Source organism: Pseudomonas entomophila L48 (assembly GCF_000026105.1).
Lineage (GTDB): Bacteria > Pseudomonadota > Gammaproteobacteria > Pseudomonadales > Pseudomonadaceae > Aquipseudomonas > Aquipseudomonas entomophila.
In genome coordinates this window covers 1,576,865-1,600,838 of record NC_008027.1, presented here as the reverse complement: position 1 = coordinate 1,600,838, position 23,974 = coordinate 1,576,865, and the positions used below count along the sequence as shown (strand labels likewise).

24 protein-coding genes and 1 pseudogene are annotated in these 23,974 nt (G+C 62.7%); 11 read left to right on the top strand and 14 right to left on the bottom strand.

Annotation, left to right across the window (positions count from 1 at the left end):
- Positions 1 to 118: 118 nt before the first annotated feature.
- Positions 119 to 901, top strand: coding sequence for a hypothetical protein (locus PSEEN_RS07080; protein WP_011532807.1), 783 nt, complete (start codon positions 119 to 121; stop codon positions 899 to 901).
- A gap of 87 nt (positions 902 to 988) precedes the next feature.
- Here PSEEN_RS07080 and prmB read toward each other — a convergent pair whose 3' ends face one another.
- On the bottom strand, positions 989 to 1,897 hold the full coding sequence (gene prmB / locus PSEEN_RS07075; RefSeq protein WP_011532806.1) for a 50S ribosomal protein L3 N(5)-glutamine methyltransferase: 909 nt from the start codon (positions 1,895 to 1,897) through the stop codon (positions 989 to 991).
- 179 nt (positions 1,898 to 2,076) lie between these two features.
- Between prmB and PSEEN_RS07070 the strand changes: the two genes are divergently transcribed.
- The 5 genes from PSEEN_RS07070 to PSEEN_RS07050 all read left to right on the top strand — a co-directional run bounded on the left by PSEEN_RS07070 (position 2,077) and on the right by PSEEN_RS07050 (position 4,893).
- Positions 2,077 to 2,670 carry a cysteine hydrolase family protein gene (locus tag PSEEN_RS07070; RefSeq protein ID WP_011532805.1) on the top strand — a complete coding sequence of 198 codons (594 nt, stop codon included), beginning with the start codon at positions 2,077 to 2,079 and terminating at the stop codon, positions 2,668 to 2,670.
- Between the two features lie 88 nt (positions 2,671 to 2,758).
- On the top strand, positions 2,759 to 3,079 hold the full coding sequence (locus PSEEN_RS07065; protein WP_011532804.1) for a hypothetical protein: 321 nt from the start codon (positions 2,759 to 2,761) through the stop codon (positions 3,077 to 3,079).
- 207 nt (positions 3,080 to 3,286) lie between these two features.
- On the top strand, positions 3,287 to 3,847 hold the full coding sequence (locus tag PSEEN_RS07060) for a Smr/MutS family protein (protein ID WP_011532803.1): 561 nt from the start codon (positions 3,287 to 3,289) through the stop codon (positions 3,845 to 3,847).
- 69 nt (positions 3,848 to 3,916) lie between these two features.
- Positions 3,917 to 4,462: a GTP cyclohydrolase I FolE gene (folE, locus tag PSEEN_RS07055; protein WP_011532802.1), complete on the top strand. Its 546-nt coding sequence runs from the start codon at positions 3,917 to 3,919 to the stop codon at positions 4,460 to 4,462.
- A 59-nt stretch (positions 4,463 to 4,521) separates the two neighbouring features.
- Entirely contained in the window at positions 4,522 to 4,893 is a 372-nt protein-coding gene (locus PSEEN_RS07050; RefSeq protein WP_011532801.1) for a glutaredoxin family protein, read from the top strand.
- Between the two features lie 74 nt (positions 4,894 to 4,967).
- Here PSEEN_RS07050 and PSEEN_RS07045 read toward each other — a convergent pair whose 3' ends face one another.
- On the bottom strand, positions 4,968 to 5,570 hold the full coding sequence (locus PSEEN_RS07045; protein WP_011532800.1) for a glutathione S-transferase family protein: 603 nt from the start codon (positions 5,568 to 5,570) through the stop codon (positions 4,968 to 4,970).
- 145 nt (positions 5,571 to 5,715) lie between these two features.
- Here PSEEN_RS07045 and PSEEN_RS07040 point away from each other — a divergent pair, with 145 nt between their 5' ends.
- Positions 5,716 to 6,906 (top strand): benzoate/H(+) symporter BenE family transporter, encoded by a 1,191-nt coding sequence (locus tag PSEEN_RS07040; RefSeq protein WP_011532799.1) that lies wholly within the window; start codon positions 5,716 to 5,718, stop codon positions 6,904 to 6,906.
- Positions 6,907 to 6,986: 80 nt separating this feature from the next.
- On the opposite strand, the gene PSEEN_RS27255 is transcribed toward PSEEN_RS07040, so the two are convergent.
- The 3 genes and pseudogenes from PSEEN_RS27255 to PSEEN_RS07030 form a co-directional block, all read right to left on the bottom strand.
- On the bottom strand, positions 6,987 to 7,850 hold the full coding sequence (locus tag PSEEN_RS27255) for a methyl-accepting chemotaxis protein (RefSeq protein WP_420806623.1): 864 nt from the start codon (positions 7,848 to 7,850) through the stop codon (positions 6,987 to 6,989).
- Positions 7,845 to 8,072: pseudogene (locus tag PSEEN_RS27250) on the bottom strand (HAMP domain-containing protein); the annotation flags it as partial. The gene PSEEN_RS27255 and the pseudogene PSEEN_RS27250, both read right to left, overlap by 6 nt.
- A gap of 968 nt (positions 8,073 to 9,040) precedes the next feature.
- Positions 9,041 to 10,438: an aminotransferase-like domain-containing protein gene (locus PSEEN_RS07030; protein ID WP_011532797.1), complete on the bottom strand. Its 1,398-nt coding sequence runs from the start codon at positions 10,436 to 10,438 to the stop codon at positions 9,041 to 9,043.
- A gap of 122 nt (positions 10,439 to 10,560) precedes the next feature.
- Between PSEEN_RS07030 and PSEEN_RS07025 the strand changes: the two genes are divergently transcribed.
- On the top strand, positions 10,561 to 11,748 hold the full coding sequence (locus tag PSEEN_RS07025; protein WP_011532796.1) for an MFS transporter: 1,188 nt from the start codon (positions 10,561 to 10,563) through the stop codon (positions 11,746 to 11,748).
- Positions 11,749 to 11,796: 48 nt separating this feature from the next.
- Positions 11,797 to 12,642 carry a lipopolysaccharide kinase InaA family protein gene (locus PSEEN_RS07020; RefSeq protein WP_011532795.1) on the top strand — a complete coding sequence of 282 codons (846 nt, stop codon included), beginning with the start codon at positions 11,797 to 11,799 and terminating at the stop codon, positions 12,640 to 12,642.
- A gap of 5 nt (positions 12,643 to 12,647) precedes the next feature.
- Here the strand turns inward: PSEEN_RS07020 and PSEEN_RS07015 are convergent, their stop codons facing one another.
- Positions 12,648 to 13,409, bottom strand: coding sequence for an SDR family oxidoreductase (locus tag PSEEN_RS07015; protein WP_011532794.1), 762 nt, complete (start codon positions 13,407 to 13,409; stop codon positions 12,648 to 12,650).
- 177 nt (positions 13,410 to 13,586) lie between these two features.
- On the opposite strand from PSEEN_RS07015, the gene PSEEN_RS07010 reads away from it, so the two are divergent.
- Positions 13,587 to 14,588, top strand: a complete 1,002-nt coding sequence (locus PSEEN_RS07010; RefSeq protein ID WP_011532793.1) for an NADP-dependent oxidoreductase — start codon at positions 13,587 to 13,589, stop codon at positions 14,586 to 14,588.
- Between the two features lie 142 nt (positions 14,589 to 14,730).
- Here PSEEN_RS07010 and pyrF read toward each other — a convergent pair whose 3' ends face one another.
- A complete protein-coding gene (pyrF, locus tag PSEEN_RS07005; protein WP_011532792.1) occupies positions 14,731 to 15,432 on the bottom strand; it encodes an orotidine-5'-phosphate decarboxylase in 702 nt (233 codons plus the stop codon).
- 183 nt (positions 15,433 to 15,615) lie between these two features.
- On the opposite strand from pyrF, the gene PSEEN_RS25990 reads away from it, so the two are divergent.
- Positions 15,616 to 15,783 (top strand): DUF2897 family protein, encoded by a 168-nt coding sequence (locus PSEEN_RS25990; RefSeq protein ID WP_011532791.1) that lies wholly within the window; start codon positions 15,616 to 15,618, stop codon positions 15,781 to 15,783.
- A 56-nt stretch (positions 15,784 to 15,839) separates the two neighbouring features.
- Here the strand turns inward: PSEEN_RS25990 and PSEEN_RS07000 are convergent, their stop codons facing one another.
- The 7 genes from PSEEN_RS07000 to wbjC form a co-directional block, all read right to left on the bottom strand.
- Positions 15,840 to 16,178, bottom strand: a complete 339-nt coding sequence (locus tag PSEEN_RS07000; protein WP_011532790.1) for a ComEA family DNA-binding protein — start codon at positions 16,176 to 16,178, stop codon at positions 15,840 to 15,842.
- A gap of 210 nt (positions 16,179 to 16,388) precedes the next feature.
- A complete protein-coding gene (locus PSEEN_RS06995; RefSeq protein WP_011532789.1) occupies positions 16,389 to 18,383 on the bottom strand; it encodes a polysaccharide biosynthesis protein in 1,995 nt (664 codons plus the stop codon).
- A gap of 86 nt (positions 18,384 to 18,469) precedes the next feature.
- Entirely contained in the window at positions 18,470 to 19,480 is a 1,011-nt protein-coding gene (locus PSEEN_RS06990; RefSeq protein ID WP_011532788.1) for an MraY family glycosyltransferase, read from the bottom strand.
- Positions 19,477 to 20,442, bottom strand: a complete 966-nt coding sequence (locus PSEEN_RS06985) for a UDP-glucose 4-epimerase family protein (protein WP_011532787.1) — start codon at positions 20,440 to 20,442, stop codon at positions 19,477 to 19,479. The genes PSEEN_RS06990 and PSEEN_RS06985 overlap by 4 nt, the downstream gene beginning before the upstream one ends.
- A complete protein-coding gene (locus PSEEN_RS06980) occupies positions 20,442 to 21,692 on the bottom strand; it encodes a glycosyltransferase family 4 protein (RefSeq protein WP_044488691.1) in 1,251 nt (416 codons plus the stop codon). The genes PSEEN_RS06985 and PSEEN_RS06980 overlap by 1 nt, the downstream gene beginning before the upstream one ends.
- Positions 21,693 to 21,705: 13 nt before the next feature.
- Positions 21,706 to 22,836 carry a non-hydrolyzing UDP-N-acetylglucosamine 2-epimerase gene (gene wecB / locus PSEEN_RS06975; RefSeq protein ID WP_011532785.1) on the bottom strand — a complete coding sequence of 377 codons (1,131 nt, stop codon included), beginning with the start codon at positions 22,834 to 22,836 and terminating at the stop codon, positions 21,706 to 21,708.
- A 22-nt stretch (positions 22,837 to 22,858) separates the two neighbouring features.
- A complete protein-coding gene (wbjC, locus tag PSEEN_RS06970) occupies positions 22,859 to 23,974 on the bottom strand; it encodes a UDP-2-acetamido-2,6-beta-L-arabino-hexul-4-ose reductase (RefSeq protein WP_011532784.1) in 1,116 nt (371 codons plus the stop codon).

The window sequence follows — 23,974 nt, the reverse complement described above, 5'->3', positions numbered from 1 at the left end:
GATCACCGACAATACTCAGGTCTTTGGCCAGGCTGCCGATAATGCAGCTATGAAGGTCGTGATCACGGCGCCGAGGCCCGCTGAACACCCGGCCGCCGTGCACTTGAGGATTGCCCTGATGACCGATGCCCCCGCCGCCGAGGCGACAGAAGAACAAGCCCCGGACAGCGCCCCCCAGCCCTGGGCGGAGCTTGCCGCCGAACACTTCCAGCTGCTGCGCCTGGCGCCGCTGCCGACCGACCGCAACAGCGGCGCGCGGCCGCTGCGCTTCGTCCAGTTCGGCTACGCCGAGCGCCACGACAAGGCCCACAGCCTGCTGCGCATGGAAATCCGCCTGCCCGGGCAGAAAGTGCGCAAGGAACAGAACCAGCTGGACATCCGCGTCGACCACGAACAGCGCCTGGTGCGCATCGGCAGCGACAGTGGCCTGCAACTCGAACCGCTGAACCGCGGTCTCGGTCGCTTCCTGCTGGCCCAGGCGGTGCAATGGTTGCAACAACGTTGCTCGCACTACCGGGTCGAAGGCATGAACCTGCCGAACAAGGATGCACTCAACGAGGACACTCGCCTGCGCCGCGACCACGTGCTGGCCAGCGTCGGCCTGGCCGTGGAATACGCCGATGGCCAGTTGCTCAAGGGGCGCGTGGTGGAAACCGCGGTGGGCCAGCTCAAGGGTGGCTGGAACACCGAGAAGGTCCAGCGCGTCGATATCATCGAGGCGGCCGGCATGCTGCAGCAGGCCGAGCAGAACCTGATGGAGAAGGAAGCCCAGCTGCGTGAGCGTGACGAGCGCGTGTCCAAGTACCGTCGCGAGGACAGCGGCTTGCGCTTCACCATCACCTGCCTGGTGGCCTTCGCGGTGTTCCAGGCGGGGCTGTTGATCTGGATCGCCACCCGCTGATTGTTCGCCGGCAAGCCGGCTCCTACAGAAAATACCGCGTAGGAGCCGGCTTGTCGGCGAAAGGGCTGCAAGGCAGCCCCATTCAAATCACACCCGCGACTTGAACAGATCCTGGTGCTTGCGGCACTGCTCGGCGGTCAGCATGAACACCCCGTGGCCACCGCGCTCGAACTCGAGCCAGGCGAAGTCCACTTCCGGGTACAGCGCCTCGACATGCACCTGGCTGTTGCCCACCTCGACGATCAGCAAGCCCTTCTCGGTCAGGTGATCGGCCGCTTCGGCCAGCATCCGCCGCACCAGGTCCAGGCCATCGTTGCCGCAGGCCAGGCCCAACTCGGGCTCGTGGTGGTACTCGGCCGGCATGTCATCGAAATCCTCGGCGTCGACATACGGCGGGTTGGACAGGATCAAGTCGAAGCGCTGCCCCGGCAGCCCGCCGAAGCCATCCCCCTGCACGGTATAGACCCGCTGCTCCAGGCCATGGCGCTCGATGTTCTGGTTGGCCACTTCCAACGCAGCGAAGGACAGGTCGGCCAGCACCACCTCGGCGTCCTGGAACACATCCGCAGCGACGATGCCGATGCAACCGGAACCGGTGCACAGGTCGAGAATGCGTGCCGGTTCCGTCGCCAGCCAAGGCTCGAAACGCTTTTCGATCAACTCGCCAATGGGTGAGCGAGGCACCAGCACGCGCTCATCGACGATGAACGACATGCCGCAGAACCACGCCTCGCCCAGCAGGTAGGCGGTAGGCACGCGCTCTTCGATGCGGCGCTTGAGCAGGTGCTGCAGGCGTACCCGTTCATCGTCCTCCAGCTGGCAGTCCAGGTAACTGTCGGCCACCTCCCACGGCAGGTGTACCGAACCGAGCACCAGCAGCCGGGCCTCGTCCCAGGCATTGTCGGCGCCGTGGCCGAAGAACAGCTCGTGCTCATGGAAGCGGCTGACCGCCCAGCGGATATGGTCGCGCAGGGTGCGCAGGCGGGATGTGATCACGGGGTACTCCTTTTCAGACAGGACAAAAGTCTAACAGCCCACACCACACATTTGTTTTCTCCGATGGCCGAATGAATAGCCCCAGGCCAGTAACCATGCCGCCTGCAATGTCAACCATTCACATTGACGCCAAGGCGAGGGAGAATAGGTATACAAAAGCCCTATCCAAGGAGCCCTTGATGTCCTCCGTTCCAACCACGATGTTCCGCCTCACTGGCCGCGACTACCCGCCGGCCAAGCTGGGCCAAGCCAGCCTGATCGTCATCGATGCGCAAAAGGAGTACCTGAGCGGTCCGCTGGCGCTGTCGGGCATGGACGAGGCCGTGGCGAACATCGTCAGGTTGCTCGACGCCGCCCGCAAGGCCAACCGTCCGATCATCCACGTCCGCCACCTCGGTACCGTCGGCGGTCGCTTCGACCCGCAGGGCCCAGGGGGTGAGTTCATCCCCGGCCTGGAGCCGCTGGAGGGCGAAGTCGTCATTGAAAAGCGCATGCCCAACGCGTTCAAGAACACCAAGCTGCACGAAACGCTGCAGGCGTTCGGCCCGCTGGACCTGATCGTCTGCGGCTTCATGAGCCACTCGAGCGTCAGCACCACCGTGCGCCGCGCCAAGGACTATGGTTATCGCTGCACCCTGGTGGAAGATGCCTCGGCGACCCGTGACCTTGCCCTCAAGGATACGGTGATCTCCGCCGCGCAGATCCACCAGTGCGAAATGGCCGTGATGGCCGACAACTTCGCCTGCGTCGCCCCCACCGCCAGCCTGGTCTGACCGAGACCGTCCGGCGGACGGGCGGAACCCAAGGACAGCCCGCAGGTCGAAATCCGGATCAGCGTTACAAAGATCCAGAGGACTTCGAATGAAGCTCAAAGGCCGTTTCGATGCCAAGCGCCTGCGCCAGCGCGAACCGAGCAACTGGGGCGCGCGCCTGGGCGCCGCCTTCTCGGTACTGCTCGCGACGCTGGGCATCCTTCTCACCATGGCCGGCGTCGCCGGCCTGCTGGGCAGCTACCCCGCCCTCGCCGAACTCAACGCCAACCAGCCGCTGGCGGCGACACTCGCGGTGGTCGGTATCCTGCTGCTGTACTTCGGTGTACGCGGCTGGCGCCGCAACCGCATTCGCCTGCGCCGTGGGCACGGGCTGAACCTGGCGCCACACCTGATGAAGAAACACGACTGACCTGTTGAACATCAAGGCCCTCTGTAGGAGCGGCTTCAGCGGCGATGCAGGCACCGCGGTGTCTATTCACCCGCTCTGCGGGTGATCGCGGCTAAAGCCGCTCCTACAGGTTGTGCTGAGTTCGATGAGCGCCGGCCTCACAGGCACAACCCAAGGCTTCACTCCGACGCCCAGTCGCGTAAACTACGCCGCCCACGTGGAGGCACCATGCAAGACGACGATTTTTCCCTCTTCCGCAGCGAAGTGCGCGGGGTCAAGCCGATCCAGCACGATCGCGCCGAAGTCGGCAAACCCAAGGCCGACCGCAAGCAGCTGGCCGGCCTGCGCCAAGCGGCGACCATCCGTAGCGACCAGCCATTGGTCGTCGACGGCCTGTCCGACCAGTTCGTGATTGACGTCGGCGCCGAAGACGAACTGATGTGGCGCCGCGACGGCGTGCAGGAAAGCCAGATCCGCAAGCTCAAACTCGGCCAGATCGCCTTCGAGGGCAGCCTCGACCTGCACGGCATGAGCGTCGAGAAAGCGCGCGAAACCCTGTGGGACTTCATCGCCGAAGCCACCAAGCTCGAAGTGCGCTGCGTGCGCGTGACCCACGGCAAGGCCGCGCGCATCGATGGCAAGCGCCCGATGATCAAGAGCCACGTCAACACCTGGCTGCGCCAACACCCGCAGGTGCTCGGCTTTGCCTCCTGCCAGGCCCGCCACGGCGGCACCGGCGCGCTGTACGTCATGCTCAAGCGAACCATGCTCGAAGGCCGCGACGAATGACATCGCGCTTGCAGCGCCGTGCTTGGCGCCGTACCCTTCGTCTTTGCGAAATTTTCCACAGGTAGATCCATGTCCCTGGAACAGAACTACACCGAGATCCTCAGCCAGCTGGGCGAGGACGTCTCCCGCGAAGGCCTGCTCGACACGCCGAAACGGGCTGCGAAGGCCATGAAATACCTTTGCCGCGGTTATGAGCAGACCCTGGAAGAAGTGACCAACGGTGCGCTGTTCAGCTCCGACAACAGCGAAATGGTGCTGGTCCGGGACATCGAGCTGTACTCGATGTGCGAACACCACATGCTGCCGTTCATCGGCAAGGCCCATGTCGCCTACCTGCCCCAGGGCAAGGTGCTCGGCCTGTCGAAGGTTGCGCGGATCGTCGACATGTTCGCCCGTCGCCTGCAGATCCAGGAAAACCTCAGCCGCCAGATCGCCGAGGCCGTCCAGCAGGTGACCGGCGCCGCGGGCGTGGCCGTGGTCATCGAAGCCAAGCACATGTGCATGATGATGCGCGGCGTCGAGAAGCAGAACTCGACCATGCTCACCTCGGTGATGCTCGGCGAGTTCCGCGAGAACGCCTCCACCCGCAGCGAGTTCCTCAGCCTGATCAAGTGATCGGCCTGTGATCCGGAGCCGACCCATTTGGGTCGGCTTTTTCTTTTCAGGAGTTGCCCATGATCGTCAAAGCCCTGCGGGTCGGCCTCGGCCAGCTCATCGTGTTCGCTGACTGGATCAGCCGCCCGGCCAAGAAAAAGCGCGATGCCACGGCCCAGGCCGGTGTCGAGCAGGAGGCCAAAGGCCTCGCGCTGTACCAGTTCCATGCCTGCCCGTTCTGCGTCAAGACCCGCCGCACCCTGCACCGCCTCAATGTGCCGGTGGCGCTGCGTGATGCGAAGAACGACCCGCAGCACCGCCAGGCGCTGCTCGAAGGCGGTGGCCGGGTGAAGGTGCCGTGCCTGCGCATCGAGGAAGGCGACAAGGTCACCTGGATGTACGAATCCAAGGACATCATCGCCTACCTGGACAAACGCTTCGCCGCGATCTGACAGCGCTGTTCGCCGGCAAGCCGGCTCCTACTGGTACTCGTAGGAGCCGGCTTGCCGGCGAACAGGGCCCGTGCTCAATCCACCAAAGGCACATGCCGCGGATGGCTCGCCACCCGCTCCAGCCAGGCTCTCACCGCCGGGAAATCGGCCAGGTCGAACCCGCCCTGATGGGCCACATGGGTGTAGGCATATAAAGCCACATCGGCAATCGAATACTGGTCCCCGACCAGGTATGGCGTCATCTGCAACTGCCGCTCCATCACCTTGAGGGCCTTGTACCCGCCCTTGTGCAACTTGCGATACTCCTCGATGCGCTCGTCCGGCAGCCCCAGGTAGAACTGGATGAAACGCGCCACGGCAATGTAGGGTTCATGGCTGTACTGCTCGAAGAACTGCCACTGCAGCACTTGGGTACGCAGGCGCGGTTCGCTGGGCAGGAACTCGCTGCCGTCGGCCAGGAAGTTGAGAATCGCGTTGGACTCCCACAGGCAGGTGCCATCTTCCAGCTGCAGCACCGGCACCTTGCCGTTGGGGTTCATGGCCAGGAACTCGGGGGTCTCGGTCTCACCCTTGAGAATATCCACCGAATGCCATTCATACGGGCGGCCAAGCAGGCTGAGCATCAGCTTGACCTTGTAGCAGTTGCCCGACTGGTAATCCCCATACACCTTGTACATCGCCCCTCCCCTTTCACGCAGTTGCCTATCCGAGGCCAATAGTTGGCGACTGTACGGTTAAATGCAATGGCTGCTGTATGGCAAGAAACGCCCCATGACGCGGTAGCCTGCAAAAAATGCTTACACCTGTACAAGGAATTACCCCATGACCGATGCCACCTCCGCGCGCCTGCGGCCGCTGGCGGACAGCTCTCCGTCGGCGGTGGTCGCCGGCTTCATCGCCATGCTCACCGGCTATACCAGCTCGCTGGTGCTGATGTTCCAGGCCGGCCAGGCGGCGGGGCTCACCAGCGCGCAGATCTCATCGTGGATCTGGGCACTGTCGATCGGCATGGCGGCGTGCAGTATCGGCCTGTCGCTGCGCTATCGCACACCCATCACGGTGGCCTGGTCGACACCTGGCGCGGCGCTGCTGATCACCAGCCTGGGCGGGGTCAGCTACAGCGAGGCGATCGGTGCCTACATCACCTGCGCCGTGCTGGTGCTGATCTGTGGGCTGACCGGCAGCTTCGAACGCCTGGTCAGGCGCATCCCCGCCTCGCTGGCCTCGGCATTGCTGGCCGGCATCCTGTTCAAGATCGGCAGCGAGATCTTCGTCGCCGCGCAGCACCGCACCCTGCTGGTGCTGGGCATGTTCTTCAGTTACCTGCTGGTCAAACGCCTGTCGCCACGCTATTGCGTACTCGCCGCGCTGCTGGTCGGCACGGCGCTGTCCGGTGTCCTGGGGTTGCTGGACTTCAGCGGTTTCCAACTGGAGATCGCCACGCCGGTGTGGACTACCCCGAGCTTCTCGCTGGCGGCGACCATCAGCATCGGCATCCCGCTGTTCGTCGTGGCCATGACCTCGCAGAACATGCCCGGCGTCGCGGTACTGCGCGCCGATGGCTACCAGGTACCCGCCTCGCCGCTGATCTCGGCCACCGGCTTCGCCTCGTTGCTGCTGGCACCGTTCGGCTCTCACGGCATAAACCTGGCAGCGATCAGCGCGGCGATCTGCACCGGCCCGCATGCCCATGAAGACCCGGCCAAGCGCTATACCGCAGCGGTCTGGTGTGGAATCTTCTATGGCGTGGCCGGCACCTTTGGCGCCACCCTGGCGGCGCTGTTCGGCGCGCTGCCCAAGGAGCTGGTGCTGTCGATTGCCGCCCTGGCGCTGTTCGGCTCGATCATGAACGGCCTGAGCGTGGCCATGGGCGAGGCCCGTGAACGCGAGGCGGCGCTGATCACGTTCATGGTGACGGCGTCGGGCTTCACCCTGTTCTCGATCGGCTCGGCGTTCTGGGGGATCGTGGCGGGGGTGTTGACCCTGCTGATCCTGAGCCCGCGCAAGGATTGAAACAGCCGTTCGCCGGCAAGCCAGCGCCTACCGAACATCTGTAGGAGCCGGCTTGCCGGCGAACCGGGCCTTGCAACGTTTCACAAGCGAAAATGCCCCACCATCCCCTTCAGGTCATCCCCCAGCCGGGCCAGTTCGACACTGGACCGGGCGTTATCCTCCATGGCCAACGCCGCCTGATCGGCACTCCCGCGAATCTGCGTGACACTACGGCTGATCTCCTCGGCCACCGAACTCTGCTGCTCGGCCGCTGCGGCGATCTGCTGGTTCATCTGCTGGATCAGCGACACCGCCGCAGCGATGCTGCCAAGGGCACTCTCGGTCTGCAGCGTATCGGCCACCGCCAGGCGCACCAGCTCGGTGCTGCCACGAATCTGCGCCACCGACTGCTGGGCGTTGCCGCGCAGGCTGGCGACCAGGCGCTCGATCTCCTCGGTGGATTGCTGCGTGCGCCGGGCCAACGCCCGCACTTCGTCGGCCACCACGGCGAAACCGCGGCCCTGCTCACCCGCCCTCGCCGCCTCGATGGCGGCGTTCAACGCCAGCAGGTTGGTCTGTTCAGCGACACTCTTGATCACCTCCAGAACATTACCGATGGTGTGGATCTCGGCACTGAGGCTGTCGATGCCGTTGCTGGCCGTTTCAGCCGCCGCGGCCAACTGCTCGATACGCTGCATGCTCTGGCGCACCACTTGCTGCCCCGAGCCGACCTTGTCATCGGCGGCTTGCGCGGCTTGCGCCGCCTGCTCGGCATTGCGCGCCACATCGTGCACCGTGGCGGTCATCTGCTGCATGGCGGTGGCCACCTGCTCGGTTTCGTCCTTCTGGCTGCCCACCTCGCGGTTGGTCTGCTCGGTGACCGCCGACAATGCCTGGGCGCTACCGGCCAGTTGCTCGATTCCCTGCTGCAAACCACTCACCACGCCCGACAAGCCTTCGGCCATTTGCTGCATGGCCTGCAACAGTTGCCCCACTTCATCCTTGCGCGGCGTCTCCGCTTCGATGCCCAGCTCACCTGAGGCAATGCGCCTGGCCCGGGCGATCACCCGCTTGAGCGGCGCGACCACGGCACGGGTAATCAACCAGGCAGCCAGCACTCCAACCAGCAATGCCAGGGCGGTGGCGGCAGCGATGGCCACCACGTTGCGCGCCAGCTCGCCCTGCATCGCCTGCTCCTGAGCCGCGTACGCCTGGTCGACCTGCGCCGTGGCCTGCTCGGCCCTGGCTTGCAACTGAGCCTTGATGCCCTGCTCCTGGCTCAACAGGTCGGTGTACTCGTTGAGCTTCTCGGAAAAGCTGGCGATATGCCCGGCCACTTCGCCGAGTACACTCTGGTAACCCGCATCGCCGACCGCCCCCTTGAGCTGTTCGACCAAGCCTGCCGCTTCCACGGTCTGGGCGATGCGCCCCTGGCCAGACTCGACGCCCTTGCGGCTCTGGTCCAGGCGTACCCGGGCCTCATCCATCGCCTGCAGCATCAGCCGCGATACCTGGGCCACCTGCCCCGCCTGCTCAAGAAACTCAGTACCTTGCTGGCCTTGAGATTGCTTAAGGGTGTAGGCGCCGTCATCGGCCAGGCCCGCCTGCAACACATCGAGGTTGTTGGCCACGCTGGACACCGACCAACTGGCCATGTCCAGCGCCAGTTCCTTGGCCTGCACCACCTGGACGAACTGATCGAACACTTGGCCGTAGGCAGACAGGTCTGCTTGCGCAGACGCCAGTGCTGGCACGCCCTGGGCTCGCTCCAGCAGGCTTTTCAGCCCGCCGCGCAAGGCCTCGGCCTCCTTGATGTCCGAACGCAAGGCGAACGCTTGCTCGTGCTGGCGCAGCCTCGACAGCTCGGCGTTGAACTGCGCCATCTGCCGAAGCCCGTCGAAGCGCTGACCGATACTGGTCAGCGCATACACGCCGATCACCGCCACCACCAGCGTCAGCAGCAAGACCAACGCGAACCCCAGGCCAAGCTTGCGGGCCATGCCCAGGTTGGCCAGTACACCGTGCCGGGTCGCCACCATCACCGTTACCCCTCGCATTGCCGGACTGTTCCGAACGGCAAGAGTGACAATGGCATCGACGCCCTCACAAGAGCTGAACGACGCAATGGTGTCAAATAGCTATGAACGTGTCGTTTTCAGATTGCTGAAGGTCGCCCGGCGTGCTGGAAGAAGGTCTGGGCGCGGACGTCCTGCCCATAGGCGACATTGATCCGTAGCCACTCGCTTGCACGCCCTTGCGGATCGAAGGCGCTGCCTGGCGTCAACAGCACGCCCTGCTCCAGCGCCAGTTGCTCCAGCTCGGCGAAATCGCGTCCGGGCGAGCGAGCCCAGACGAACATGCCGCCGTAAGGCTCGCAGAACACCTCCCAACCACAGACCTCCAGTTGCCCGAGCGCCTTCGCCATGTGCTGCCCGAGGCGCACGCGCAGACGCTGCACACTCTTGCGGTAGCTGCCATTGGCAAGCATCTGCCCGACCACCTGCTCGGCGAAGCGCGAGGTACCGATACCACTGACCATTTTCAGTTCGGCCAGGCGAGCCACCAGTGCCTCTTCAGCCACCAGGTAGCCAACCCGCAGCGAACTGCTGAGGGTCTTGGAAAAACTGCCCAGGTAGATGACCCGCTGCTCGCTGTCGAGGGTTGCCAGGCGCGTCGCCGCGCCCTCCTGGAAGTCGGCGTAGAGATCGTCCTCGATGATCCGCACATCATGTTCCCGCGCCAGCTCCAGCAATCGATACGCCACTTTCGGCGTCAGGCTGGAACCCGTAGGGTTCTGATACAGGCTGTTGGTGAACAGGCAACGTGGCCGGTGCTCGGTCATCAAACGCTCGAGCACCGCCAGGTCGGGCCCGGCTGCCGTGCGTGGCACCTCAAGCATTTTGACCTGGTGAAGACGCAGCAGGTTGTACAGGTTGTAGTAGCCCGGCCGCTCCACCAGCACGGTATCACCAGGTGCCAGCAGCGTACGCACCAACAGGTCAAGGGCGTGGCTGACCCCTTGAGTGGTCAGGATGCGTTCCGGCGCCGCCGCAATGTCCAGCTTCGCCAACCCTTTGTGCAACTGCAGGCGCAGGCTGGCAAGGCCCAATGGCGGGCAATAGTCGAACAAGGCCTCCGGCGCGCCACGGCTCACCTGACGCACGGCCTGGGCCAACTCGGCTTCGGCGCGCCACGCCACCGGCAGCCAGCCGCAACCGAGCTTGAGCAAATCGTCGTGGCCCTCACGGAACTGCCGCCAGCGGCCATCGATGCCCTCCCCCCAAGCCATGCCGGCATCGCCCTGCAAACCAGCCTTGCGCTCAGCCACGAAGAAGCCGGTTCCGTGACGCGCCTCCAACCAGCCGCTTGCGACCAGGCGATCGTACGCCTCGATCACACAGGAGGCGCTCACCGCGTGATCCCGTGCCAGGGCCCGAATCGAGGGCAACCGCGCCCCGGGACGCAGGCGCTGCTGTTCGACCCAAGCCTGCAATTGCTCGGTCAGTTGCTGGACCAAAGGCGTGGGGTGAAGACGGTCGAGTTCGAGGCGCATGGCAAGTGTTCGCTATTTTCAGGCAAACAGTTAATCACAAATGCGCCGGGCGTGTGCCTTGTCGATGACATGCCACAACCTCGAAGCTGCACCGGACACTCCCGCCCATACGGATGCCTGCGATGCCCACTCGTCATGCCCCGGCCTTGCTGGCCTTCGCCCTGTGCCTGATCACCCTGGCGGTGAACCTGCAGGCGCCCCTCTACATCGCCTACGCCGACCTGTCCGGGCGAGGCGCAGCCGCCACTGCCGTGGCCTTCTCCGGCTATGTGCTCGGCGTGCTGCCGGTACTGCTGGCACTCGGCGGCCTCGCCGACCGGGTCGGGCGCCGCCCACTGATTCTCGTGGCCTTGGCACTGTCGATGATCGCCACCCTGATCATGCTGCTGATGCCCAGCCTGGAAGCGCTGGGCGTGGCACGCCTGTTCCTGGGACTGGGTACCGGCCTGGCCTCGGCCACGGCCACCGCCTACATGGGGGAATTGATGGCGCCACAGCACAGCAGCCGCGCAGCCAACTGGGTCACCGCCAGCACTTCCCTGGGTTTTGGCCTGGGTGCGGCGCTGACCAGCCTGTTTCTGCTGCGCGGCCCTACACTCACCCCAGGCAGCTTCCACCTGCAATTGGCACTTGCCGCCCTCGCTCTGCTACTGGCCTGGCGTCTGCCCGACCCACGCCCGGCCCAACGCGGCGCCATGCTGCGCTTGCCTTTCTACCCCAAAGGGAGCCTGGCCTATGGCATGGCGATTTTCCTGGCCTGGGCTTGCGTCGGCCTGGTCATCGCCCTCCTGCCGGATATCCTGCGCCAGCATGGGCTAAGTACCTGGTCGGGCTTCTCGACCTTCTGCGTGATCAGTTGCGGCCTGTTGTTCCAGCCCATCGCGCGCCGCCTGTCCAGCACGCGGGCAACCTTGCTGGGGCTGCTGATCCTGCCGTGCAGTTACACCCTCCTAGCCTGGGGCGCACACACCGGCTACCTGCCTGCTGTGCTGCTGGGCGCGATCGCCACCAGCAGTGCCTGCTATGGCTTCATTTACCTAGGGGGGCTGACCGGGGTATGCCAACTGGCAGGCAATGAGAAAACCCGCGCCACTGCCGGTTTCTTCCTGCTGGCCTATTGCGGCTTCAGCTTGCCGGTGATTTTTGTGGGAATGTTGAGTGACCAACTGGGGAGCGACCGCGCACTGATGCTGTACGGCATCGGTTTGGTAGCTGGTTGCCTGCTGGTAGCAAGACACCTGTTGCAGCCTGCGTCCCTGCGTAAAGAGCGAAATATTAAAATTTGTAGGAAAAATGTAAAAAAAATGTAATATGCCAAGGAATTGACGATAGCAATTTGACAGCAGCAAGGACGCAGAGTGACACGCTTTTCCTGGCCCCACAGCAACGACTACCCCATTACCCTCAAGCACCAACGCACTACGCTGCACCTGCAGAAAGAACTCCCGACTTTGACCCGACAAGCGCTCAAGCGTCTGATCGATCTCACGCCCGACGTCAAACGAGTCAGTGCCCCGCTGGAGTGTGCCAGCAGCCGGTTGTTCACCAAGCGCGAGCGGCTTGATTCGTTCAAGAAGAAGTGGCGCGTCCAGCACGGCATGCGCAAGCGCAACGGCATGTTCGACTGGACCCTGGAGGAGCTGGTCAACACCTGTGAGGCCAACCGGCGCGGCGCGCGCGTACCCGGCCTGGTGGGCTTTGGCTACAGCCGCTCGAAGGTGGGATTGATCGAAGATGTATTCCTGATCAGCCACCGTCTCGATGGCTACCTCGATGGCTACAACTGGATCCTCGCTCGCCCGCAGGCGGTCGACCAGCTGCTGGACGCAACCTTTGAGTTGCTGCATGCCCTCCATGCCCAAGGCATCACCCACATGGATCTCTGGGCTGCCAATGTCATGCTGCCGGAGCAAGTCGGCGAGCCTGCCATGGCTATCGACCTTGAGAACAGCTTTTCGGTCCCGACAGCCTTCTTCAGCGAGACCCTGGCATTCCAGTTCGGTTTCTTCTACTACCGGCACATCTATCGCTTCATTACCGAAATCGATTATGACGCCAAGGTGAAACAGGCAGTGGAGCGTTACTTCCCGCAGATCCGCGAGGCAGACTTCCAGCGTGTCTACGAAATAGCCAAGCATCAGGACATTGGTCGACTGAAACGACGCGATATCTTCCTCGAGGGCAAGATCGAGAGCCTGTGGTAACGCGCCTAGATCGCCAATGCGCCACCATCGACCGTAAGGCTATGCCCGGTAGTGAACGCCGCCCCATCACTGCACAGGTAAAGTACCGCACTGGCGATCTCCTCGACCTTGCCGATGCGCCCGACCGGGTGCATCGCCGCAGCGAACTCGGCCTTGCGCGGGTCTGCTTCATAGGCACGGCGGAACATGTCGGTGTCGATGACCGCCGGGCATACCGCGTTGACCCTGATGCCTTTCTTGGCGTATTCGATAGCTGCCGACTTGGTCAGACCGATCACCGCGTGCTTGGAGGCCGCATAGATGCTCATCTTCGGCGCCGCCGACAACCCCGCCACTGACGCGGTGTTCACGATCGCCCCACCGCCTTGGGCCAACAACAGGGGCAACTGGTACTTCATGCACAACCAGACACCCTTGACGTTGACCCCCATGATCGCGTCGAACTCCGCCTCGCTGCCTTCGGCCAGCCGGCCTTTCTCGATCTCGATACCAGCGTTGTTGAAGGCGTAGTCAAGCCGACCATAGGACGCGACGATCCTTTCATGCAGTTGCCGCACGTCGCTGTCGTGGGTCACGTCACAGGCCACGAACAGCGCCTCACCGCCCGCCTGGCGAATCTGCGCAACCGTAGCCTCGCCACCCACCGCATCGAGATCGGCTACCACAACCTTCAGGCCTTCTGCCGCAAAAGCCTGGGCGGTCGCCCGACCGATGCCCGCCGCACCGCCAGTGACCAGTGCGACCTGGCCGGAGAACGTCATGCCCATCATTGGCTCCTTCTGGGAACTGGATTCGAGCCTGAGTCTAGTCAGCCTGCCGACCACCTGGGCAGCATCATCAGGGCTGCGGTTGGACTACTATCGTTCGCGGTGATCTTGCGTGACGCAGGATAGGATCGCAGCCGATCATCCTGCCCCGACTACCCCATTTCAGGAGATATCGCCATGTCCACCCGCAACCGCCGTTTCCTGCTTGCCAAGCGCCCGGTCGGCGCCGTGCGTCGCGAAGACTTCACCTATGAGGAGGTCGCCACCGAGCAACCCGCCGAGGGCGAGGTACTGGTGAAGAACCTGTACTTGTCACTGGACCCCGCGATGCGTGGCTGGATGAACGAGGGCAAGTCCTATATCGCGCCCGTGGCCCTTGGCCAGGTGATGCGTGCCCTGGGGGTCGGCGAGGTGATCGCCTCGCGGCATCCGGAATTCAAGGTCGGCGACCATGTGAACGGTGCACTGGGCGTGCAGGACTACTACACGGGCGCCCCGCAAGGCTTGTACAAGATCGACCCCAGGCTCGCCCCCCTGCCGCGCTATCTCTCCGCGCTTGGCATGACCGGCATGACCGCTTACTTCGCCCTGCTCGATGTCGGCCAGCCCAAGGCCGGCGAGACGGTGGTAATCTCAGGCGCCGCCGGCGCGGTCGGCAGCATTGCCGGGCAGATTGCCAAGCTCAAGGGTTGCCGGGTGATCGGTATTGCCGGGGGGGCGCAGAAGTGCCAATACCTGAAAGATGAGCTGGGCTTTGACGGTGTCATCGACTACAAGGCCGAAGACGTGCTGGCCGGCCTCAAGCGCGAATGCCCCGGCGGCGTGGACGTGTATTTCGACAACGTTGGCGGCGATATTCTGGATGCCGTGCTTTCGCGCTTGAATTTCAAGGCCCGGGTGGTGATCTGCGGCGCCATCAGCCAGTACAACAACAAGGAGGCGGTGAAGGGGCCGGCAAACTACCTGTCGCTACTGGTCAACCGTGCACGCATGGAAGGCTTCGTGGTCATGGACTACGTCAAGGAATATGGCAAGGCTGCGCAGGAGATGGCTGGGTGGCTGGCCAACGGCAAAGTGAAGAGCAAGGAGGATGTGGTGGAGGGGCTGGAGACCTTCCCCGAGACGCTGCTAAAGCTGTTCAGCGGAGAGAATTTCGGCAAGCTGGTGCTGAAGGTCTGAGGGCGCATAGAGAGCAGCGTACTCTGTAGGAGCGGCTTTAGCCGCGATACAGGCAACACGGTGTCTGGCCCCATTTCGCGGGTGACCGCGGCTGAAGCCGCTCCTACAGCGATGGGCCGCATAACGCGGCCCCTGCCCGTTGTCAGCCGCGGATCTCGGCCACCACGGCAGCCAAAGCCTTGGCCGGGTCTGCCGCCTGGCTGATCGGACGACCGATCACCAGGTAATCGGAGCCGGCATCCAACGCCTGGCGCGGGGTCAGAATACGCCGTTGATCGTCCTGGGCACTGCCTGCCGGGCGAATACCGGGGGTGACCAGTTGCAACGAAGGATGCGCAGCCTTCAACGCCGGAGCCTCCAGCGCCGAACACACCAGACCGTCCATGCCAGCCTTCTGTGCCAGCGCCGCCAGGCGCAGGACCTGCACTTGCGGGTCGACATCCAGGCCAATACCGGCCAGATCCTCGCGCTCCATGCTGGTCAGCACGGTCACGCCGATCAGCAGCGGTTGCGGACCACTACGCTTGGCCAGCTCCTCGCGGCAAGCCGACATCATGCGCAGGCCGCCGGAGCAGTGAACGTTGACCATCCACACGCCCATCTCCGCCGCCGCCTTCACCGCCATGGCCGTGGTGTTGGGGATATCGTGGAACTTGAGGTCGAGGAACACTTCAAAACCCTTGGCGCAGAGAGTCTCGACGATTCCGGATGCGCTACTGGTGAACAGCTCCTTGCCAACCTTCACCCGGCACAGCGCAGGATCGAGCTGGTCGGCCAGCTTCAGGGCGGCGTCACGGGTAGGGAAATCCAGGGCGACGATCAGGGGCGTCTGGCAGGCGGACATGGTCAGGTCTCTTGGCAAGTCGAAAACGGCGCGCATTGTAAACGAAGTGGTGTGCTTTGGGGGCCATGGCTTGAGTGAATTGGCCAGGGGGCCGGGCCTAACTATAATTGAACCTACTCACTCAGGTCTGGCTCAAACCTGCACCTGCAGGTGCTTTAGCCATTCACGACGCGGGAGAATACAATGCCTTGGTATGCCTGGTTGATACTGATCATAGCCCTGGGTTCGATCGTCGGGGGCCTGATGTTGCTTCGAGATACCGCCAAGAAACTGCCCTTGACGGAAGAGCAGTTGAAGAAAGTCCATGAACGTAACGCAGAAATGGATGCCAAGGAGAACCAGGACCGTTGAATACGCAAAGCCGATGATCGAACCGCTAACGGCCAGTCGATCATCGGCTGACTGGGTTACTCCACCTTCAGCTTGCCGCGATTGCGCTCCAGCAGCGAACTGCCGATACCTTTGACCTCCAGCAACTCATCCACGGATGTGAAGCGCCCGTTTTCTTCGCGATAAGCCACGATAGCCTCGGCCTTCGCACGGCCAATACCATCGAGTTGACTCTGCAGCACCTGGGCATCGGCGCTATTGAGGTCGATTTTCAGGCTGCTCTGCCCGGCAGCGGCGTGCGGCACGGTGATCGGCGCATTGGACGTCGGGGCGGAGGGAGTGGAAGAGGCATTGGCCGTGAGCGAGAGGCTGGCGAACAGGGCTGACAATAGGTAGGAAAAAACAGTATTGCGCATGATTGAAGACTCCTTTTAGATCGTTGAGCAACATTTCCTTGGTTGCCCCTCAAAACTAACGGCTCGAAGTCTGCCTGGGTACTCTCCAATGTTTACCAAATTAAACTGACAACACTTCCGATGTAGGAAAATTCTTCCTGGGCATTGCCTAAAAATAAAAACGGGAGCCGATGCAACTGCATGGGCTCCCGAAAACCAGGGCAACCTGATTCAAGGATCGAATCGGCGCTGCTGATAGATCCAGTCGACGATCTCGCCATCCGGTGCGTAACCGCTCACCATTTCCCTGAGCAATTGACGTACGCGGGCGTAATCGTCGAGCGCCAATGCCGCCAGCAGTTCACCAAGAGCGTTCTTCAGCACGTCCCACGACAGGTAGTCCTCGTTGGCCCGCATGATCATCGGGTGCTGCGTCGCCGCGACGTTGTCACCGATCAGCAATTCCTCATAGAGCTTCTCGCCTGGGCGCAAGCCGCTGAACTCGATGGAAATATCGCCATGGGGATTGCGCTCCGAACGGATACTCAGCCCGGAGAGATGGATCATCTTTTCCGCCAACTCGACAATCCGCACAGGCTCGCCCATGTCGAGCACGAACACATCCCCGCCCTGCCCCATCGAGCCCGCCTGGATGACCAGCAGGGCCGCTTCGGGAATGGTCATGAAATAGCGCGTGATCTTCGGGTGCGTGACCGTGAGCGGGCCACCAGCCTTGATTTGCTTGTGGAACAACGGGATGACGGACCCCGACGACCCCAGCACATTGCCGAAGCGCACCATCGTGAAGCGCGTCTTGTTGACCTGCGAGACATTGCCGCTGTCACCAAACAACACCGGGGCCACTTCGCGACTCAGCGCCTGCAAGGTCATCTCCGCGAGGCGCTTGGTGCTGCCCATGACATTGGTCGGGCGAACAGCCTTGTCCGTGGAGATCAGCACGAAGTTGGCGACACCTGCCTGGAGCGCTGCCTGGGCCGTGTAGAGCGTGCCCATGACATTGTTCAGCACGCCTTCGGCAATGTTGTGCTCGACCATCGGCACATGCTTGTACGCGGCCGCATGATAAACGGTGTCCACACGCCAGGTGCGCATGATGTCCACGAGTTGCGACTGGTTTCGCACCGAGCCGAGTATCGGCAGGACCCGGGTCGGCAAGGACTCGCGCGCCACACGCTGCTCGAGCTCGGACAAAATACTGTAGAGGTTGAACTCGCTGTGTTCGAACAGGAGCAAGGTACGCGGCTTGAGCGACAGGATCTGGCGGCACAGTTCGGAACCGATCGAACCGCCCGCCCCCGTGACCATGACCACCAAGTCAGTGTTGCAGCGCTGCAGCAGGCCTTCCTGGGCAGGGACCGCATCACGCCCCAGCAGGTCCGCGATGTCGACTTCCTGAATGTCATCGACCTTGACCCGGCCGCTGGCCAGGTCCATGAAGCCGGGAACACTGCGCACATGCAGAGGGAAGCCCTCGAGGAAACCAAGAATTTCCCGGCGGCGACCACGGCTCACCGATGGAATCGCCAAGAGCACTTCCTCGGCGCCGGTATGGTCGATCATCTGCTGCAGGTGCTTGGGCTTGTAGACCTGCAGGCCCGAAATCACGCGATTGGCGATGTTGTCATCGTCGTCGATGAATGCGACCGGACGCATCGCCTTGCCCAGGCGCAATGCCGCCACCAGCTGGTTGCCAGCAGAGCCTGCGCCGTAGATGGCGACCTTTGGCAAGCCATTGTCACGGCTGGTGAACGGCATGTGCTGGGCCGCCGTGAACCAGTCACCGAGAAAATACTGACGCATGGCAAGGCGCAATCCGCCAACCATGACAAGGCTCAGCCACCAGTAGTTGAAGATGATCGAGCGCGGCACAACGTTCTGGTGATTGCTGTACCAGTAGACCAGGACACCCAGAATCAGCGAGGACAGGCTGACCGCCTTGATGATCGCGATCAGGGCATCGTTACCGAAATAGCGCATGACCGCCCTGTACATGCCAAAACGGATGAACAACGGTACTGCCACGACCGGGGCCGCCAGGAACAACCAGAAATGCTCTCGCAACGGGCCAGCCAACTCGTCGACGCCCAGACGCACGACGAACGCCAGCCACAACGCGCCCCATACCAGCAGCACATCGGTGGCCACTTGCAGAAGCCGCTTTTGCCGACGTGGCAACCCCAGCAGAATTGATCGCATTCTATCCATAAGCCCTTCGGACACCTTTACCGCTCCACATTTGAAACCGCACTCTGAACGAGTCGCAGGACCTATCAATCAACGACAATCGCCCACTATTCCAGCGAGCCAGCTCGGTAGCGTACGGCCAGCACCAGCAATGGCGCATAGGCGATGATCACCGCCAGCAAGCCGTCCAGCTTCAGCAGCATGACGCACAAGGCCAACGGCAACAACCAGAACACGTTCAGCGCCGCGACGGCCAGCGTCACGGGCAAGTGCTTGCCATGCTTGCGCGAGGCGAACTGGTACGCGTGGCTACGGTGCGCTTCGTATACTTTGTCGCCCCGTGCCAACCGACGGCCCAGGGTGAAGGTCGCATCGACGATGAACACGCCCAACAGGATCAGCCAACCCCAAAACAGCTGCGAGGACACCCACGCCGCCTGCAAGGACAGGACACCCAGCGCGATCCCCAGGAAACCGCTGCCGGCATCCCCCATGAAGATCCGCGCCGGCGGGAAGTTCCAGTAAAGGAAGCCGCAGACCGCAGCGGCCAACAGCAATGGCAACACGGCCAATTGTTCATGGCCACCCACCCAGTACAGCAGGCAGGCCCCCAGGCAGGCACAGATGGCTTCGACGCTGGCGATACCATCGATGCCATCCATGAAGTTGTACAGGTTCAGCAGCCACACCAGGTAGAACGCCGCCAGCACCGCCCCAACCCAGCCCAGTTCGATCCGGACACCGAACACATCCAGCGGCGGGAACCCGCCCAGCCAGAACAGTGCCCAGGCCGCCGCGGCGAAATGCCCCAGCAAACGCCACCGCGCGGCGATGTGCCCATGGTCATCCATGAAGCCAATCACCGCGATCAGGCCGCCCGCACCGCCCAGGGCGACCAGCGTGTCGAGGCTTGCCATCTGCAAGGCGCCCAGCGCGCCAAGGGAAAGCAGGAACGCCAGGACGATCGCCACGCCACCGCCACGCGGGGTAGGCACGGCATGCGAACTACGTGCGTTGGGAATGTCCATGATGCTTCGCGCCAGGGCATACCGGCGCAACAACGCCGTCAAGGCGAAGGATAGCAACACGACCAGTGGAATCAGCCACCCTTGAGTCATTTTCCTGTCTTTTCCTGATAATCACGGGCCGTCAAGGTCAACGCCGCATCGACACTCAATGGCGGCGTCCAATCCAGCAGCGACCGGGTTTTCTGAATATCCACCTGCAGCGAGCCGCACAGGCGCTGGGACAGCGCGCGCTTGCCCAGTGCATTGGCCGCCAGCGCCAACAGGCCGCCTGGCACCGGCAACAACCGCGCCGGACGGCCCAGCGCCTGAGCCATGCGCCGCAGCAGCGCGCTAGTCGAAAGGTCTTCGCCATCACTGACCAGGAACGTCTGGTTGGCGGCATTCGGGTGGTCGATGCAGGTCACCACCAGGTCCGCCAGGTTCCCCAGGGCGACCAGGCTGCGACGGTTGTCGATGGCACCGAACGGCAACGGTACCCCTTTGTCCAACCAACGCATCATGGCCAGGAAGTTGGCTTTGACCCCAGGGCCATAGACCAGCACCGGGCGGATGATGACCACCTCCATGCCCGTTTGCGCGGCCAGCTCGCGCAGGCCATCCTCCGCCTCGCGCTTCGAGACGCCGTAGGGGTCTGCGGGGGCCGGCCGGTCATCGGCGGTATAGGGCTGACCCTTTGGGGTACCCTCGCCATTGACCTTGATCGAACTGATGAAGATGAATCGCCGAACCCCAGCCGCCGCAGCCTGGCGCGCAAGGTTGAGCGTGCCCGCCACGTTGACCCGGCGAAACGCCGCAAGCGGATCCGCCTCGGTGTCGTTCATCACGTGCACCCGTGCAGCGGAGTGAATAACGGTATCAACCCCCGCTACACCGCCCTGCCAGTCACACGCATCATCCAGCTCGGTGAAACGGAACACTTCGACCTTGCCCCCCGAGTTCGCAGAAGCCTGGCGCAATGCCGCGACCACGGTATCACCTCGGTCCAGCAACCGCTGCAGCACAGCCTTGCCGACGAAACCGGTAGAACCGGTCAACAACACTCTATGCGACATCATTGGGTTCCCTTGCGTTGAGTCGCCTTGCGCATCAGCGACTCCAGATGATCCATCAAACGGGATTTCGAATAGTGTTCCAGGTAGTAACGACGCCCGGCCTCGCCCATTTCCTGGCGCTGCGCAGGCGAGCGCTCAACCATCAGCCTTACGATGTTCGCCAAGCCCTGCGCGTCACTGGAATTGCAGCTAAGTCCCGCGCCAGACTCGTCGATGACCCGTGCGGCCTCACCGTTGATCATGCCCAGCAAAGGCCGGCCCGAGGCCAGGTACGCCTGCACCTTTCCGGGGATCGTCTTCTCGAACACGTCATTGGTCCTGAGCGACACGAGCAAGGCATCAGCCATCGCGAACAACCCTGGCATGGCCTCCAGTGGGTGACGCCCGAGCAGATGGACATTGTCCAACCCACGCGCACGCACCTGCTCGGCGAGCCATTCGCTCATCCGGCCATCGCCAACGATCACCCAGCGCACGGACACGCGGCCACGCAACTGCTCGGCCGCTTCAAGAATTGCAGGGAAGTCCTGCGCCTCTCCCAGGTTGCCGGCAAAGACCACGGTGAACTGCGAAGTGTCCGCCTCGATCAGCGTGCTGGGCGCGCTGGCCGCCGAGAAGTCATCCTCGGCCCAACTGGGGAAGTAGACCAGACGATCCTCGCTGATCGGCCGAGTGCAGTAGCGCCGGACGTTGTCGAAGAATCCATGGGACTGCATCAACAGGTAGTCGGTGCGGTTGTAGATCCACGACACCACCCTGCCCACCAGCCCAAGCACCCGCGGATGCTTGATGACGCCCACCGCCCGCAGGGTTTCCGGCCACAGGTCGAGCACCCAGACAAATACCGGCGCGCGCTTCAGCCGCCCGATCACGATGGCCGGAATGGCCGCCATGATCGGCGAAACGGCGTAGACGAACACCGCATCGGCAGGACGACCACGCAACCTGAACGCGCCGATGGTCGACGCGCTGAGGAAGAAGGTCGCGTAGTTCAATACCAGCCGCAGGCTACCCTTGCCCCTTGCGCGCATGGGCACGCGAACGATTTCGGCACCCTGGTAGGCGCCGAAGCGTTGTGGATCTTGTTGGTAGTCCTCGAACACCGTACCTTCGGGGTAGTTCGGAACCCCCGTCAGCACGGTGACCTCATGACCTCTGTCGACGAAATCGCGGACCAGGTCGTTGATCCGCATGTTTTCGGGCCAGAAGTATTGAGTGACCACCAATACCTTCAGCGGCTTCTCTGTCAGGCGCTCCACGAAATCAGTATCTTTTCCAGACAACGCGATTCACATAGTCCGTGTAGCTGTGGACGATACGCACCACCTTGGCCGATACGTTCGGCATGCTGTAGTCGGCTACCAGGCGCAGGCTGCGCTCATCGCCGCGTGCCTGGCTTTCGAGAATGGCGAGGCCCTGCAAGACTCGGTCGACTTCCAGGCCAACCATCATGGCTGCCGCTTCTTCCATCCCCTCAGGGCGCTCGTGGGCTTCACGGATGTTCAGCGCCGGGAAGTTCAGGATCGAGGCTTCCTCGTTGATCGTGCCACTGTCGGACAGTACCGCCTTGGCATCGAGCTGCAGCTTGTTGTAGTCCTTGAAGCCGAGCGGCTTGAGCAAGCGCACGTTCGGATGGAAAGTGACGCCCATGGCATCCACGCGCTTCTGCGTGCGCGGGTGAGTGGAAACGATCACCGGCATGTCGAACTGCTCGGCCACCGTGTTGAGCACGTCCACCAGCTTGAGGAAGTTCTTGTCCGAATCGATGTTCTCTTCACGGTGCGCGCTGACGACGAAGAACTTGCCGGGCTCGAGCCCCAGGCGGGTCAGCACATCGGACTGGTCGATGCCTGAACGATAGTGGTTGAGCACTTCGAACATCGGGCTGCCGGTCTTGATGACGCGGTCCGCCGGCAGGCCTTCCTGCAGCAGGTAGTCACGGGCGATAGTGCTGTAGGTGAGGTTCACGTCCGCAGTGTGGTCGACGATACGACGGTTGATTTCCTCAGGGACGCGCATGTCGAAGCAACGATTACCCGCTTCCATGTGGAACGTCGGGATCTTGCGGCGCTTGGCCGGCAGCACGGCCATGCAGCTGTTGGTATCGCCCAGTACCAGCACGGCTTCTGGCTGCACCTCTGCCAGGACGCGGTCCACGGCGATGATCACGTTGCCGATGGTTTCGGCACCCGTGGCACCGGCAGCATTCAGGAAGTGGTCTGGCTTACGGATACCCAAGTCCTGGAAGAAGATCTCATTCAGTTCATAGTCATAGTTCTGCCCAGTGTGCACCAGCACATGCTCGCAATGCTCATCGAGTGCGGCCATTACCCGCGACAGACGGATGATTTCCGGGCGAGTACCCACCACGGTGACAACTTTCATTTTTTTCATAGCAGATTCCTGAAGCAGTGAGTCAAGCTTCGGTGCCCACGGGGCGGGCGTATGTATCCGGACGTTCGCGATCGAAGATCTCGTTGGCCCAGAGCATGACGATCATTTCGTCCTGGCCGACGTTGGTGATGTCGTGGGTCCAGCCTGGCACGGTTTCGACGATCTCCGGCTTTTCACCCGTGGTGCGCAGCTCGTAGAATTCGCCGGTGGTGATATGGCGGAAACAGAAACGGGCCTCACCCTTGATCACCAGGAACTTCTCGGTTTTCGAGTGGTGGTAATGGCCGCCACGGGTAATGCCGGGATGCGCGGTGAAGTAGGAAAACTGGCCGGAATCCTTGGTCTTGAGCATTTCCACGAACACGCCACGCGGGTCACCGTGCTTGGGCACTTCGTAGGTGAAGCGCTCTGGCGGCACATAGCTCAGGTAGGTCGAATACAGCGCGCGGATCAACCCGGTACCGACTGGCTCGGTAATCATCGAGGCACGGCTGTCGCGGAAAGCCTCGAGATGCGCGGCCATTTCCCCGACGGTAGTGCTGTAGACCGGCGCCACTTCGTCGGCGGCCTCGCCCTGCAGCTTGCCGTCCATTACCTCGATGAAGTGGCGCACCACATCGTCAATGTAGACGAGGTTCAGGCGCGCGCTCGGATCATTGATGGTAATCGGCAGGCCACGAATGATGTTGTGGCAGAAGGTCGCAACGGCCGAGTTGTAGTTCGGGCGCGCCCATTTGCCGAAGACATTCGGCAGGCGCAGCACATGAACCGGTACACCTTGGGCCTTCAGCGACAGCAGGGCCTCTTCGGCGCCAAGCTTGCTGCGGCCATACGGATTGTCGGACTCGGCCTGGGTCGACGAGGTGTAGATGACCGGCGTCTTGCGCCCCGAGTCGGCGATAGCGTCACACAGCACGCGTGTGAGGTCGGCATTGCCGACCTCGAACTCTTCGGGATTCTGCGGACGATTGACGCCCGCCAGGTGGAACACGAAGTCGACTTCGGCCACCAGGCAAGGCAGGTCTTCCAGGGCATTCTGGCGGGTAAAGCGCAACACTTTGACGTCGCTGCGCTCGCTCAGGTGGGCGATGAGGTTTTGACCGACGAAGCCATTGGCGCCGGTAATCAGAACTTTCAT

What these genes read in the sequence shown, in the direction of transcription:
- PSEEN_RS07080 (WP_011532807.1), top strand. Translation starts at nt 119, where the DNA reads ATGACCGATGCCCCCGCCGCCGAGGCGACAGAAGAACAAGCCCCGGAC.
- PSEEN_RS07070 (WP_011532805.1), top strand. Translation starts at nt 2,077, where the DNA reads ATGTCCTCCGTTCCAACCACGATGTTCCGCCTCACTGGCCGCGACTAC.
- PSEEN_RS07065 (WP_011532804.1), top strand. Translation starts at nt 2,759, where the DNA reads ATGAAGCTCAAAGGCCGTTTCGATGCCAAGCGCCTGCGCCAGCGCGAA.
- PSEEN_RS07060 (WP_011532803.1), top strand. Translation starts at nt 3,287, where the DNA reads ATGCAAGACGACGATTTTTCCCTCTTCCGCAGCGAAGTGCGCGGGGTC.
- folE (WP_011532802.1), top strand. Translation starts at nt 3,917, where the DNA reads ATGTCCCTGGAACAGAACTACACCGAGATCCTCAGCCAGCTGGGCGAG.
- PSEEN_RS07050 (WP_011532801.1), top strand. Translation starts at nt 4,522, where the DNA reads ATGATCGTCAAAGCCCTGCGGGTCGGCCTCGGCCAGCTCATCGTGTTC.
- PSEEN_RS07045 (WP_011532800.1), bottom strand. Translation starts at nt 5,570, where the DNA reads ATGTACAAGGTGTATGGGGATTACCAGTCGGGCAACTGCTACAAGGTC.
- PSEEN_RS07040 (WP_011532799.1), top strand. Translation starts at nt 5,716, where the DNA reads ATGACCGATGCCACCTCCGCGCGCCTGCGGCCGCTGGCGGACAGCTCT.
- PSEEN_RS27255 (WP_420806623.1), bottom strand. Translation starts at nt 7,850, where the DNA reads ATGGCCGAAGGCTTGTCGGGCGTGGTGAGTGGTTTGCAGCAGGGAATC.
- PSEEN_RS07030 (WP_011532797.1), bottom strand. Translation starts at nt 10,438, where the DNA reads ATGCGCCTCGAACTCGACCGTCTTCACCCCACGCCTTTGGTCCAGCAA.
- PSEEN_RS07025 (WP_011532796.1), top strand. Translation starts at nt 10,561, where the DNA reads ATGCCCACTCGTCATGCCCCGGCCTTGCTGGCCTTCGCCCTGTGCCTG.
- PSEEN_RS07015 (WP_011532794.1), bottom strand. Translation starts at nt 13,409, where the DNA reads ATGGGCATGACGTTCTCCGGCCAGGTCGCACTGGTCACTGGCGGTGCG.
- PSEEN_RS07010 (WP_011532793.1), top strand. Translation starts at nt 13,587, where the DNA reads ATGTCCACCCGCAACCGCCGTTTCCTGCTTGCCAAGCGCCCGGTCGGC.
- pyrF (WP_011532792.1), bottom strand. Translation starts at nt 15,432, where the DNA reads ATGTCCGCCTGCCAGACGCCCCTGATCGTCGCCCTGGATTTCCCTACC.
- PSEEN_RS25990 (WP_011532791.1), top strand. Translation starts at nt 15,616, where the DNA reads ATGCCTTGGTATGCCTGGTTGATACTGATCATAGCCCTGGGTTCGATC.
- PSEEN_RS07000 (WP_011532790.1), bottom strand. Translation starts at nt 16,178, where the DNA reads ATGCGCAATACTGTTTTTTCCTACCTATTGTCAGCCCTGTTCGCCAGC.
- PSEEN_RS06995 (WP_011532789.1), bottom strand. Translation starts at nt 18,383, where the DNA reads ATGGATAGAATGCGATCAATTCTGCTGGGGTTGCCACGTCGGCAAAAG.
- PSEEN_RS06990 (WP_011532788.1), bottom strand. Translation starts at nt 19,480, where the DNA reads ATGACTCAAGGGTGGCTGATTCCACTGGTCGTGTTGCTATCCTTCGCC.
- PSEEN_RS06985 (WP_011532787.1), bottom strand. Translation starts at nt 20,442, where the DNA reads ATGTCGCATAGAGTGTTGTTGACCGGTTCTACCGGTTTCGTCGGCAAG.
- wecB (WP_011532785.1), bottom strand. Translation starts at nt 22,836, where the DNA reads ATGAAAAAAATGAAAGTTGTCACCGTGGTGGGTACTCGCCCGGAAATC.
- wbjC (WP_011532784.1), bottom strand. Translation starts at nt 23,974, where the DNA reads ATGAAAGTTCTGATTACCGGCGCCAATGGCTTCGTCGGTCAAAACCTC.